This window comes from Mesorhizobium sp. CCNWLY176, assembly GCF_037153935.1.
Classification (GTDB): Bacteria; Pseudomonadota; Alphaproteobacteria; order Rhizobiales; family Rhizobiaceae; genus Mesorhizobium_M; species Mesorhizobium_M zhangyense.
Window position 1 is genome coordinate 203,342 of sequence record NZ_JBBBDZ010000007.1, and the last position, 12,714, is coordinate 216,055.

13 protein-coding genes are annotated in these 12,714 nt (G+C 62.5%); 4 read left to right on the forward strand and 9 right to left on the reverse strand.

The genetic code is table 11. The features are described 5' to 3' along the window. Window positions 1-4 precede the first annotated feature (4 nt). Window positions 5-1,534 carry a sensor histidine kinase gene (locus WBQ96_RS14180; RefSeq protein ID WP_336550722.1) on the forward strand — a complete coding sequence of 510 codons (1,530 nt, stop codon included), beginning with the start codon at window positions 5-7 and terminating at the stop codon, window positions 1,532-1,534. A 23-nt stretch (window positions 1,535-1,557) separates the two neighbouring features. On the opposite strand, the gene WBQ96_RS14185 is transcribed toward WBQ96_RS14180, so the two are convergent. Continuing rightward, window positions 1,558-2,547 (reverse strand): nicotinate-nucleotide--dimethylbenzimidazole phosphoribosyltransferase, encoded by a 990-nt coding sequence (locus tag WBQ96_RS14185; RefSeq protein WP_336550721.1) that lies wholly within the window; start codon window positions 2,545-2,547, stop codon window positions 1,558-1,560. Between the two features lie 133 nt (window positions 2,548-2,680). Here WBQ96_RS14185 and WBQ96_RS14190 point away from each other — a divergent pair, with 133 nt between their 5' ends. Genes WBQ96_RS14190 through WBQ96_RS14200 form a run of 3 tightly spaced genes read left to right on the forward strand, consistent with a single transcriptional unit; the run spans window position 2,681 to window position 4,007 of the window. Further along, window positions 2,681-2,914 carry a DUF1289 domain-containing protein gene (locus WBQ96_RS14190; protein WP_165113169.1) on the forward strand — a complete coding sequence of 78 codons (234 nt, stop codon included), beginning with the start codon at window positions 2,681-2,683 and terminating at the stop codon, window positions 2,912-2,914. A gap of 4 nt (window positions 2,915-2,918) precedes the next feature. Further along, window positions 2,919-3,623 (forward strand): TIGR02281 family clan AA aspartic protease, encoded by a 705-nt coding sequence (locus WBQ96_RS14195; RefSeq protein ID WP_336550720.1) that lies wholly within the window; start codon window positions 2,919-2,921, stop codon window positions 3,621-3,623. A gap of 30 nt (window positions 3,624-3,653) precedes the next feature. Beyond that, on the forward strand, window positions 3,654-4,007 hold the full coding sequence (locus tag WBQ96_RS14200; protein ID WP_336550719.1) for a VOC family protein: 354 nt from the start codon (window positions 3,654-3,656) through the stop codon (window positions 4,005-4,007). Window positions 4,008-4,220: 213 nt separating this feature from the next. Here WBQ96_RS14200 and WBQ96_RS14205 read toward each other — a convergent pair whose 3' ends face one another. From WBQ96_RS14205 to WBQ96_RS14240, 8 genes are all read right to left on the reverse strand, one after another. Then, complete coding sequence (locus WBQ96_RS14205; RefSeq protein WP_336550718.1) at window positions 4,221-4,829, reverse strand: ATP-dependent Clp protease proteolytic subunit; 609 nt, start codon at window positions 4,827-4,829, stop codon at window positions 4,221-4,223. A 21-nt stretch (window positions 4,830-4,850) separates the two neighbouring features. Next, window positions 4,851-5,282: an SRPBCC family protein gene (locus WBQ96_RS14210; protein ID WP_336550717.1), complete on the reverse strand. Its 432-nt coding sequence runs from the start codon at window positions 5,280-5,282 to the stop codon at window positions 4,851-4,853. Beyond that, window positions 5,279-5,593 (reverse strand): ArsR/SmtB family transcription factor, encoded by a 315-nt coding sequence (locus WBQ96_RS14215; RefSeq protein WP_091912860.1) that lies wholly within the window; start codon window positions 5,591-5,593, stop codon window positions 5,279-5,281. Before WBQ96_RS14215 ends, WBQ96_RS14210 begins: the two co-directional genes overlap by 4 nt. A gap of 90 nt (window positions 5,594-5,683) precedes the next feature. Beyond that, window positions 5,684-6,676: a tRNA dihydrouridine(20/20a) synthase DusA gene (gene dusA, locus WBQ96_RS14220; protein WP_336550716.1), complete on the reverse strand. Its 993-nt coding sequence runs from the start codon at window positions 6,674-6,676 to the stop codon at window positions 5,684-5,686. Between the two features lie 211 nt (window positions 6,677-6,887). After that, window positions 6,888-7,265, reverse strand: coding sequence for a YciI family protein (locus WBQ96_RS14225; RefSeq protein ID WP_336550715.1), 378 nt, complete (start codon window positions 7,263-7,265; stop codon window positions 6,888-6,890). A gap of 97 nt (window positions 7,266-7,362) precedes the next feature. Then, complete coding sequence (locus WBQ96_RS14230; RefSeq protein WP_336550714.1) at window positions 7,363-10,539, reverse strand: efflux RND transporter permease subunit; 3,177 nt, start codon at window positions 10,537-10,539, stop codon at window positions 7,363-7,365. Beyond that, window positions 10,536-11,651, reverse strand: a complete 1,116-nt coding sequence (locus tag WBQ96_RS14235) for an efflux RND transporter periplasmic adaptor subunit (RefSeq protein ID WP_336550713.1) — start codon at window positions 11,649-11,651, stop codon at window positions 10,536-10,538. Before WBQ96_RS14235 ends, WBQ96_RS14230 begins: the two co-directional genes overlap by 4 nt. A gap of 359 nt (window positions 11,652-12,010) precedes the next feature. Then, on the reverse strand, window positions 12,011-12,628 hold the full coding sequence (locus tag WBQ96_RS14240; RefSeq protein ID WP_336550712.1) for a LysE family translocator: 618 nt from the start codon (window positions 12,626-12,628) through the stop codon (window positions 12,011-12,013). Window positions 12,629-12,714 lie beyond the last annotated feature (86 nt).

Sequence of the window (12,714 nt, forward strand, 5' to 3'; positions counted from 1 at the left end):
ATTCATGCCGTTGCTGCGCTCTAACACAGCGGACAAATTCATTGTGGACCGCAGGAAACCGCACCGCAACAGCGATGTCGCGCGCGCGGTGCGCAAAACGCGTGACCGGCTTTCGCACCGGCCCGGCGCGCTCGCCTTCGACCGCGAACTGCTGAAACTTCACGCCAATGCGATGGTGGGCAGCGCGACCGCCATTCCGCTGCTGGTTCTCGCAATAACCGCCACCGGAATTTTCATCGGCATGCGCGGCGAGATCATGGTCTGGGCGCTGCTGACAATGATCTGCTATGCGGGACTGGCGCTCTATGCGCACCGCGTCGAAAAATCAGAGACGACCAAGCTCGAAACCGCACGGACCACGCGAAACTTCCTGATCGGGCATTTCATCACCGGTCTCGGCTGGGCCTATTTCGCGGCGATCGGCTGCAACGAATGCCAGGTCGACCAGTTTCCAGTCGTCAAGGCTGTCGTGCTGCTGCTGGCGATGGCGGCCACGGCGCTGATCGCCTCTTCCCTGCGCGGCGCGCTGCTCACCACTTTTGCAGTGCCGGTCGCAGTCTATGCCGCGTTCGGCGTTACCGAACCAGACCCGGCCGATCTCGTCATGCTGGCGCTGCTGGCGCTTTCGCTGCCCTTCTTCGTCTATGTCGCCAGCCGCCTCAACCGCTCGTCGGTGATGCTGCTTTCCTTCCGCTCCGAAAAGGACGGGCTGATCGCCGAGCTGGAAACGGCGAAATCCATGTCGGACGAGGCACGCCGCCGCGCCGAGGAGGCCAATCTCGCCAAGTCACGCTTTCTTGCCTCGATGAGTCACGAATTGCGCACACCGCTGAACGCCATTCTCGGCTTTTCCGAAGTGATGTCGAACGAGGTTCTGGGGCCGATGCAGAACCCGACCTACCGCGACTATGCCCGCGATGTGCACGATTCCGGCCAGCATTTGCTCGACCTCATCAACGAAATCCTCGACCTGTCACGCATCGAGGCCGGCCGCTACCAGCTCAACGAGGAACCGGTGCGCCTTCTCTACATCGTCGAGGAATGCTGCCACCTGATGGAACTGAAGGCCTATAACAAGAACCTGAAGGTGATCCAGGAGTTTGAGCCGGAGCTGCCGCGCCTGTTCGCCGACGAGCGCGCCGTGCGCCAGATCACGCTGAACCTTCTGTCCAATGCGATCAAATTCACCTCGTCCGGCGGCGAAATCCGCGTGCGCGTCGGCTGGACGGCGGGTGGCGGGCAATACATTTCAGTGAAGGACAACGGCCCCGGTATTCCGGCCGAAGAAATCCCGGTGGTGCTGTCAGCCTTCGGCCAGGGTTCGATCGCCATCAAGAGCGCAGAACAGGGAACCGGGCTCGGCCTGCCGATCGTCCAGGGCCTTCTGGAGATGCATGGCGGCGAGTTCCAGCTTCACTCCAAGCTGCGCGTCGGCACGGAAGCCATCGCCATCTTCCCGGCGTCGCGGGTCATGGAAGTCCTGCCGGCGCTGCCGACGAAGGCGGCGGTGGCAGTTGGTGGCCGCCGGCGCTGAACCCGGGGTGAGTTCGCTTCAGATTATGTTAGAGCGGCGGCTATGCCGGTGCTGCACAGCGCCGCCGCCTTGACCATTCCGGCGGCGAGCGCACCGCCCGCCCCTTCGCCATGGCTGATGCCGAGATCGAGCAAGGGCCGCATCCCGAGCTTCTCGACAGCCTTCGCATGGCTAGGTTCGGGCGAAAGCTGCGCGATCACACAATGATCCAAGGCGCCCGGCTGAATTGCGTAAAGCACGGAGGCTGCTGCGGTTGCGGCAAAGCCATCAAGGATGACCGGGATACGCTCCATGCGCGCGGCGATGATGGCGCCGGCGATGGCCGCGAACTCGCGCCCGCCGACACGGCGCAGCACCTCGAACGGGTCTTTCAAGTGGCCGGCATGCACGGCAAGGGCTGCGTCCACCACCTCCGCCTTGCGGGCAATCATAGCTGCATCGGCACCCGAACCCGGCCCGACCCAATCCGCACCGGTACCGCCATGGAGAGCTGCAAGAATCGCAGCGGCGACAGTCGAGTTGCCAACCCCGAGATCGCCGATGGTGAGAAGGTCCGTGCCGGCGATCGCCTCCATGCCGAAAGCCATGGTAGCCGCGCAGCCGCGCTCGTCCAGCGCTGCCTCTCGAGAAATGTCGGCGGTCGGCAGATGCAGCGCGAGGTCGAAGACCTTCAGGCCGATATCGTAGGCCAGGCAGATCTGGTTGATCGCCGCCCCACCCGCAGCGGTGAGTTCGACCGCGCGGGCGGTCGCGTCCATCGTTCGCGGCGAGATGTTTTGTTCGACGACGCCGTGGTTACCGGCAAAGATCGCGACCAGCGGCCGGTTCACCGCAGGCGGTCGTCCGGTCCATGTCGCCAGCCATGCCGCGAGCTCTTCCAGCCGTCCGAGCGAACCCCGCGGCTTGTCGGCGCGGTCGAACTGTTCGCGCACGCGCTCGCCAGCCGCCGCATTGCCCGCCGGCAGTTTCGTCAGCAAGGTGCGAAAATCGTCAAAGGGAAGCGCGCTGGTCATGTCGTAAATGTCCGCTAAAGTCGTCGTCGGCTGCGGCATAGCCGCGATGGCCGCGTGGCACAATGGGCCAAAGGCCTGGGGCTTGCATTGGCGATCCGTCTGGCCCATCTGGAAAGGACAACGGGAATCCGAAATGGCGGCGATCGAATCACCGTGCATCCTTGTCTGCTCGATGGACATGAAAACCGGCTATTGCTTCGGTTGCGGGCGCACGCGCGACGAAATCTCCGCCTGGCTCGACATGACGCCGGTGCAGCGCCGCGAGGTGATGGCGCTTCTGCCGGCGCGGCTCGAAACGGTCGAGCGGCGGCCTCGCCGCGAAACGCGGCGCACGCGCATGGCGCGAGAACGCGGCCAGGTGATTTGACTGCATGAGCCGTTCGATCTGGATCATTCTTGGGGTTATGGCGGTCGGGCTGGTCCTGCTCGTGCTGAACGACATGAGCGGCGATGTTTCCGGCCTGTCCAGCGACACATTCGGCCGCGTACTCTATCTCGGCATTTTCGGCGCGGTGGTTGGCGCCGGCATCCTCGGCTCACGGCACCGTCTGGGTAACGTGGCCCGCAATCTGGCGCTGTGGCTGCTGGTGATCCTCGTGTTCATCGCAGGCTATCAGTATCGCTATGAATTGCAGGATATCGCCAGCCGCGTCACCGCCGGACTGGTGCCCGGCAGCCCGCTTTCGATCACCGACTCCGACGGACGCACGACGGTGACGCTGGAAAAAATGCCGAACGGCCATTTCGAAGCCCGGATTTCGGTGGATGGCGCGGCCATGCAGGTTCTGGTCGACACGGGCGCGACAAGCACCGTGCTGACGGCCAACGACGCCCGCCGCGCCGGCTTCGATCCTGAAACGCTCGCCTATACGATCCCGGTTTCGACCGCCAACGGCAACGCCACCGCGGCAAGGGTGACGGCCAAGGAACTGACGCTCGGCGCGATCACCCGGCGCAACGTGACGCTGCTGGTCGCCGCCCCCGGCATGCTCGACCAGAGCCTGCTCGGCATGAATTTCATCGGCACGCTGTCAGGCTTCGACATGCGCGGCGACCGCATGATCCTGCGGGACTGACGCCGTAAAATTTCAATCGGGAGGATTGGAATGAAGGTCAAGCGCATCGTAGCCAATATCGACACGCCGGATGTCGTCGCAGCCAAACGCTTCTATCACGACATTCTCGGTCTCGACCTGCTGATGGATATCGGCTGGATCGCAACCTACGGCTCGCAGGAAGAAATGCGCGTCCAGATCAGTGTTGCCGAGCAAGGCGGCTCGGGAACGCCAGTGCCGGATCTTTCGATCGAGGTGGACGATTTGGATGAGGCGCTGGCGCGTGTGAAGAAAGCGGGCGTCGCGGTTGAATATGGCCCAGCGGATGAGCCTTGGGGCGTGAGGCGGTTTTACGTGCGCGATCCGTTTGGGAAGCTGGTGAATATTCTGGCGCATGCGGCTTGATTCACGAGCGCTTACGCGATTCCCCCTCTCCGTCGCGCTTCGCGCGCCACCTCTCCCCCGCTTTGCGGGGGGCGAGGAACCTAGGTTCTGTGAGGTCGCTGCGTTTCAGGACTTGGGTTCCTCGCCCCATGAAATGGGGAGAGGTGGCGCGCGAAGCGCGACGGAGAGGGGTAACCGGGAATCACGAAAACTGCCGGTTCTGACTTGAGGTCATCAGGCCGCCGACAATTCCCGCCGCTCATAGATATGGTCGACAATACCCCAGTCGCGGGCTTCCTCGGCGGTCATGAAGTAATCGCGGTCCAGCGTGCGCTCGACCTCCTCCATGGTGCGCCCGCAATGCTTGGCATAGAGCGCGTACATGCGCTTCTTGACCTTGATGATATCCTCGGCGTGGCGCTGGATATCCGATGCCTGCCCCTGAAACCCGCCTGACGGCTGGTGCAGGATGATACTGGCATTGGGCAGCGCAATGCGCATTCCCGGCGCACCGGCCATCAAAAGAAAGGATCCCATCGACCCGGCGGTACCCATGCAGACGGTGGAAACCGGGCTGTTGATGTACTGCATCGTGTCGTAGATGGCGAAGCCGCTGGAGACAACGCCGCCCGGCGAGTTGATGTAGAGCGCGATCTCCTTCTTGGGATTGTCGGATTCCAGCGACAGAAGTTGCGCGCAGACGAGCGCCGAGACATTGTCATCGATCGGCCCGTTGATGAAGATGATGCGCTCGCGCAGCAGCCGCGAAAAGATGTCGAAGGCGCGCTCGCCCCGGCTCGACTGCTCGATGACCATCGGCACGAGATTGGAAATTCCGCTCATGGTCGTTCTCCTGTGAGGATATCAGGCCGCCAACAACATGGAGGCGGGCCGGTTCGAATTGGCGGCCGCGATCGTCTTCGGCCGCGCAACCGGGAGCGCCACGACACGCGCCTCATGGGCGATGCGCAGATGCGTGCCGCCAGCCTCGGTTCGCGTGAGATCGAAGCTGACCGTGCTCGCCACGCCCTCGCGCTCGGCATCGCCGTCGCGCCAGGAATAGCGGATGTGCCGATGCGGCTCGATGTCGAGCACTTCGCACTCGACCTTGCCGCCCTCGCCCGGCGCGTCATCGAAGGAAAAGCGCGCGCCCTCCTCCGGGCGGATATCGTTGGGCAACAGCCAGGCGGAAAGCAGTTCCGGCACGGTCAGCGCGCGCCAGACCTTTTCCGGCGCTTCGGCCAAGGTGCATTCCACGACGATTTCCTCATGGTCCTGCGCACGGTCATTGCTCATTGATCCATTCCCTTCAGCACGTCCTTCAGCCGCTCGACACGATCCGGCCAGAAATTACGGTAGCGCTCAACCCATCCGGCCAGCGGCGACAGGCCCTCGGGCTCGACGCGATAGAACACGTTGCGCCCTTCCCGCCGCTCGGTCACCAGCCCGGCCTTGCGCAAGGCAGCCAGATGCTGGGAAACCGCCGGCTGCGAAATTTCAAAGCCTGCCTTCAGGTCGCCGACGCTCATCTCGCCGCCCGCCAGCCGCTCGAACACGGCGCGACGGGTGGGATCGGCAAGGGCGCGAAAGATTTCCGACTCGATCATGCCAGACATATAAGTAGATACTTATTGGATTGGCAAGCACAATTCCTGTCGGCGTTTGGCCGATGAAAATTCGGAGGAGCTAGGACTGGGTCAGGCGGCCTGGCTGGCGCGCTCGAAATCGATCTCGGCAAAGGCCTGGCGCAACACATCCGGCCCGGCGCCCGGACGGGTGGCGTCGGTGGACAGTATCTGGCGGAAGCGCCGCGCGCCGGGCATGCCATGGAACAGCCCGACCATATGGCGCGTGACATGGCCGAGACGCCCGCCCTCAGCAATATGACGGCCGGCATAGTCGGCCATCGTCTCGATCAGCGCGGCAAAGTCGAAATCGCGCGCGGCATCGCCATAGAGCGCGGCATCGGCATCGATGAGGACGCCGGGCGTGTGATAGGCGGCACGGCCGAGCATGACGCCATCGACATGCTCTAGATGCCGGCGGCCTTCATCCAGCGTCTGAATACCGCCATTGATGCCAATGAATCGATTCGGATTTTTGGCCTTGAGCCGGTAGACGCGATCATAGTCGAGCGGCGGGATATCGCGGTTTTCCTTGGGGCTGAGCCCCTCCAGCCACGCCTTGCGCGCATGCACCCACAGCGCATCCGCGCCAGCTGCGAAAACCCCGTCGGCCAGCGCATCCAGCGCCGGTTCGGGGTCCTGCTCGTCGACGCCGATGCGGCATTTGACCGTGACGGGTATCTTGACCGCCGCCTTCATCGCCGCCGTGCACTCGGCGACAAGCGCCGGCGTCTTCATCAGGCAGGCACCAAAAGTGCCGGACTGCACGCGGTCGGACGGGCAGCCGACATTGAGGTTGATCTCGTCATAGCCGAACGCCTCGCCGATGCGCGCGGCCTCAGCCAGCTTGGCCGGGTCGGAACCGCCAAGCTGCAGCGCAATCGGATGCTCCGGCAGCGAAAACCCAAGCAGCCGCTCGCGCGCACCATGAATGACGGCGTCAGCCACCACCATCTCGGTGTAGAGCAGCGCACGGCTGGTGAGCTGGCGATGGAAGAACCGGCAATGGCGGTCCGTCCAGTCCATCATAGGTGCAATAGACAGTCTAACGTCTTGGTATTTCATCGTTTTCTTTAACATCAAATCATTAGGTCGTGCCGAGTGCACACGAATATAGGCCACAGTGCGACACTTTTTGGTACGTTTAGATGGCTGCCTCGGCGGCAAAGGGCAAGAGCCAGATCGGCGACCGACGCAGGATAAACTCGACAGGCTGATAACACATTTCGACGCAACCCTCATCAGATCATGCCGGTCGGCTGCATCATGTCTGGCCTTAGTCTCCGGCCGTCAGCGGCGCGCCGGGGAGATAGAGCGAGATCGGCCGGATTTCATACACTGCAGTCGGATTGGCACGACGCAGGTCGCGCGCCGCTGCGACGGCTTCCTCGAGCGTCGGAAAATCGACTACATAGAAACCGAGCAACTGCTCCTTGGTTTCGGCAAAGGGGCCGTCAGTGATCAACCCGGCACCCTCCCCTCGCAAGGTCACGGCGCCCTGGGTCGGGCCGAGCCGTGCGGCCGGGCCCAAACGCTTTTCCCCGACGAGGCGATCATTGACCTGGAGCAGTTCAGCCATCAGCGTCGCATCCTCCTCTTTCGTCCAGGATTCGACCACTCCCTCCTCGTGATAAGCCAGGATGGCGTAGAACATCGATCGTCTCTCCCTGTTTCAGTCGATTTTCGCCAAACAAGCCGCATCACGGATATGCTGGAAGACCAGGCACATCCAGCCATCGTTGGCGCTGACGTTAAATATCGGCCCCCCGAACAACCGCCGCCTCTTCCTCCAGCTTCCGGTATGGGAACAGCCGCCGAAGCGTCACGTAGAATACAGGCGTCAGGAACAGGCCGACGATCGTCACGCCCAGCATGCCCGAGAACACCGCCGTACCCAGCGATTGCCGCATTTCCGCGCCCGGACCCGTAGCGATCATCAGCGGGACGACGCCCAGGATGAAGGCGAAGGCGGTCATCAGGATCGGCCGCAAACGTAACCTGGCAGCTTCCACCGCCGCTTCGACCGCAGACGCACCATGCTCCTGGCCCTGCCGGGCGAACTCGACGATCAGGATGGCGTTCTTGGCGGCAAGACCCACGAGAACGACCAGGCCGATCTGCACCAGAACGTTGTTGTCCAGTCCGCGGAACGCCACGCCGAGGAGCGCCGCCAGCACGCCGAGCGGCACGATGAGCACGATCGCGAACGGCATGATCCAGCTCTCATATTGAGCAGACAGCGCGAGAAAGACGAACAGCACCGACAGCCCGAAGATCAGGATCGCCGTGTTGCCGGTCTGGCTTTCCTGCAAGGCAAGTTCCGTCCATTCGAACGATGTTCCTTGCGGTAGCGTTTCGGTAGCAACCTTCTCCATGGCCTTCAGCGCATCGCCGGTAGAGACGCCGGGCGCAGCGTTACCCTGCACCGGCACGGAGACATACATGTTGTAGCGCTGCACCAGCGACGGTCCGGTCACGTCGCGGATTTCGACCAGCGTGCCGAGCGGCACCAGCGCGCCCGTAGCCGATCGGACCTTCAGCTTCAGAATATCGTCACGCTCCAGCCGGAACGCCTGGTCCGCCTGCGCCCGGACCTGGTAGACGCGGCCGAACGCGTTGAAGTCGTTGACATAGGCAGTGCCGAGATTGATCGACAGCGTCTCGAATATGTTGGGGATCGGCACATTCAGGATGCGCGCCTTGTCGCGATCGATCTCCAGGAAGAACTGCGGGCTCGAGGCCGAGAAGGTGGTGAACACACCCGTCAGACCCGGCGTCTGGTTGGCCTTGCCGGCAATCTCATAGGCGAGCGCCAGTATCGGCCGCATGTCGGCGCTGTTGCGCTCCTGCAGCATCATCTTGAAGCCACCCGAATTGCCGATGCCGGGCACTGGCGGCGGCGGCAAGGCGATGATGAATGCCTCCTGGATCGACTGCAGGCTGCCATAGAGATTGCCGATGATCTGTCCGGACGACTGCCCCTCTTTCAGCCTTTCCTCGAAGCTGTTGAAGGCCGCAAAAATCACGCCCGAATTGCTGGCGTTGGTGAAGGTCGCACCGGAGAAGCCGGCAAATGCAACCGCGTTGGCGACGCCGGGCGTCTTCCTGATGATTTCCGATGCCTTCTGGACGACGGCATCGGTTCTGCCCAGCGAGGAGCCTTCCGGCAGTTGCACGACGACGATGGCATAGCCCTGGTCCATCTGCGGAATGAAGCCGCGCGGCACCGTCTGCAGCATATAGACCGTGGCATAGATCAGAGCGGCAAAGACCAGCAGCATTCCCAGCAACGCAGCCCACGAACCGACGAGCAGATGCACCAGTCTGGCATAGCCATGCGAAAGCTTGTCGAAGCCGTTGTTGAAGCCATCCGCGAGAGCGCGACCCCACCGCGCCAGGACGAAGTTTGAATGCTCGCCATTGTGGTGAGGCTTGAACAATGTGGCGGCGAGCGCCGGCGAAAGCGTCAGCGAATTGAAAGCGGAGATCGCCGTCGACACCGCGATGGTGATGGCGAATTGCAGGTAGAACTGACCGGAAATGCCGGGGATGAAGGCCGTCGGCACGAAGACAGAAATCAGCACCAGCGAGATAGCAAGCACAGCGGTGCCGACTTCATCCATCGTCCGGTGGGCAGCGCGTCGCGGCGTCTGCCCGAGCGCGATGTTGCGTTCGACATTCTCGACCACGACGATCGCATCGTCGACGACGATACCGACCGCCAGCACAAGCCCGAAGAGCGTGAGCATGTTGAGCGAGAAACCGAAGGCATAAAGGAACGCCAATGTGCCGATCAGGGAGACCGGGATCGCCACAATGGGCACGATCGCCATGCGCCAGGATTGCAGGAAGACGATGATGACGATGACAACCAGAAGGATCGCTTCGGCGATCGTCTTGTAGACCTCGTTGATGGATTCGGCGATGAACTCGGTCGGGTTGTAGACGATCTCGTAGGCGAGACCTTTCGGGAAATCCGCCGCCAGATCGGCAACGGTTTTCTGGATTTCGTCGGCCGCTGCCAGCGCATTCGTGCCGGGCCGCTGGAAAATGCCGAGCGCCACGGCCTGCTTGCCGTTGAGATAGGAATTGGTGACGTAGTCCTTGGCGCCGAGTTCGATGCGCGCGACATCCTCTAGCGAGATCAGGCGGCCCTCAGTCGACTTGACGATGACGTAGCGAAAGTCGCGCGCATCTTCAAAGCGCCCTTGCGTCGTCACCGTGTATTGAAAGGCCGATCCGCCCGTGACTGGTGGTGCGCCGATCGAACCGCCGGAAACCTGCACGTTCTGCTCGCGCAATGCCTCGACCACATCGCCGGCCGTCATGCCATATGCCGACAGTTTCTCCGGGTCGAGCCAGATGCGCAGCGCATACTCGCGTTCGCCGAAGATGATGACGTCGCCGACGCCATCCAGCCGCAACAGCACGTCGCGAATGCGCGTGCGCGCATAGTTCGAGACGTAGAGCTGGTCGTAGGTATCGTCCGGCGACAGCATGTGCACGACCATCATCAGGTCTGGCGAGCTCTTCGCGGTCGTCACGCCGAGGCGCCGCACTTCTTCCGGCAGGCGCGGCTCAGCCACCGAGACGCGGTTCTGCACCAGCACCTGGGCCTGATCGAGGTCGGTGCCGATCTCGAAGGTGATGGTCAATGCCATTGCGCCGTCCTCCGACGAGTAGGACGACATGTAGAGCATGTTCTCGACGCCGTTGATTTCCTGCTCGATCGGCGTGGCAACCGTTGCGGCGACTGTTTCGGCATCGGCGCCGGGATAGGCGGCGCGCACCACGATCGTTGGCGGGGCGATCTCGGGATACTGGGCGACCGGAAGCTGCGTGTAGGCAATGCCGCCGACAATCAGAAGCACGATCGAAAGGACCGCAGCGAAGATCGGGCGGTCGACGAAGAAATGAGAGAACCTCATTGCGGTTGCCCTTCGGCCTTGGGCGGCAAGGTGATCGTTTCGGGCTTGACGGTGACGCCCGGGCGCACACGCACGAGCCCATTGACCACCACGGTTTCATCGCCCGTCAGGCCTTCGCGGATGACACGGTAGCCATCGATGCGCGGGCCGGTGCGTACAGGCTTGGTCGAAACCAGCCCCGCCTGATCCACCACGAAGACGATGCGACGGTTCTGGTCGGCGCCGATCGCCTCGTCCGGCAGCAAAACGCCGGGATGCGGCAACGAGCCCGGCACATTGATGCGGCCGAACATGCCCGGCTGCAGCATCCCTTCCTTGTTGTCGAAGCGGGCGCGGGCGCGCATCGTGCCGGTTGCCTCATCCAGCCGGTTCTCGGCAAAGTCCAGCTTGCCTTTGACGGCAGCCTCGTTCTGGTCGGCCACGCGCACCGAAACGTCTATGCCGCCTCCCCCTTCCTGAATGGAGCCGCCGCGCTGACGCGCATCGCGGGCATAGGAAAAGTACGCCCGCTCATCGATGTCGAAATAGAAGTCGATGGGGTCAAGTGCGACGATCGTGGTGAGCAGGGTCGAGTCCGGCTGGACGAGATTGCCTTGCGAGACCAGTCTCCGGCCGATGCGGCCTGATAGCGGCGATTTGATCTCGGTGAATTCCATGTTGAGGCTGGCGGTGCGCAATGCGGCCTCGGCGCCCTGATGCTGGGCCTGCGCGGAGAGGAACTCGCGCCGGCGGTCGTCGAGTATGGAGGCGGAAAGATTGCCGGACTTTGCCAGTTGCTCGGCCCGGTCCAGTTGCGTCTTGGAGAATTCGAGCAGGCTCGTCGCCACATCCACCTGCGACTTCGCCGCGTCATAGGCGGCCTGGTAAGGTCGCTGGTCGATGGTGAAAAGCGGGTCGCCTTTCGCCACTATCTGGCCGTCGCGGAAATGCACGTCGGCCAGATAGCCGGCGACGCGCGAGCGGATCGCGACATCGTCGATTGCATCGAAGCGCCCGACGAATTCGTCGTCTTCGACGATATCGCGTACAACCGGCTTGGCGACGGTTACCGTCGGCGGTTCCTGCTGCTGGGCAGAGGCGCCGGTTACGCAGAGAAGCAAGCCCGCGCCCATCAAAGCCCCCAGCGCATCGCGCCATGACGGCCTTCCTCGACACGCAGTGGAAAGGGAGGACAATCTGCCTGCTATGCTTTCCATCGGACACCCCTCATGTGACCTCTGCAAGTTATATCGATTTAAATAGCAAGAGAGGCGCAAAGCAAGTGCCTGCCCGCAAGACAAGCATAGTTCCCGGCAACGGCTGCAGCGCAATCCCCGATTGCGGTTTAACTCCTCTGTCGAAAAAGATGATGGGCGGGGCCCGGCCGCCCCCTGACTATCGCTTCTGAAGCGGGATGTTCAGGCTCGAACAACGGAAGTTCTTCCGGCCGACAATGATCGAGGCGACCTGGCAGATTTCATATTCTGCAGGATCAGACATGGTGGCTGGCGAGCGCCACGCCGAGTCCGATGAGGATCGTACCGCAGGCTTTCTGGACCATCCATCCGGCCCCGCCGCCCATCAAGCGTCCAACTGTAATCGAGGCGATGCCGACCGCGGCGAGGTCGGCCATCGAGAAGATGAGATTGACGATGATGCCGAGGATGAGGAATTGCAGCCCCACGGGAATGCTGGCCGACGGGTCCACGAATTGCGGCAGGAAGGTCAGGAAGAACAGCGCGGTCTTGGGATTGAGGATTTCGACGACCATGCTATCGCGAAATGTGTTCGGCGCCGGACGGGCACCGTCCTCACCGTTGCGGCTCCAGCCCAGGAACATGGCAAGGCCGAGCGTGATGAGGTAAGCGGCACCCGCAAATCGGATTATCGAAAAAACGACCGGCGCATGCTCCATCAGTGCGGCGAGACCCAATGCGGCGGCTACGATATGCACGTAACAACCGAGATGAACGCCAAGTGCCGCCATCAAGCCTGCCTGCCGGCCATGGGCGAGAGTCTGCGCTGTCATATAGAGAATTGCAGGCCCCGGCACGCAAGCGAAGGCAAGCGTTGCGATGGCAAACGGAATCCACAGATCCAGCGATGGCATGATGGCTCCTCCCACATGTTTCAACCGTGGGAGGGATAGGCTCGGCTCCAAGGGGAAGACATACGGCAGATGCCGTATTTGAACCG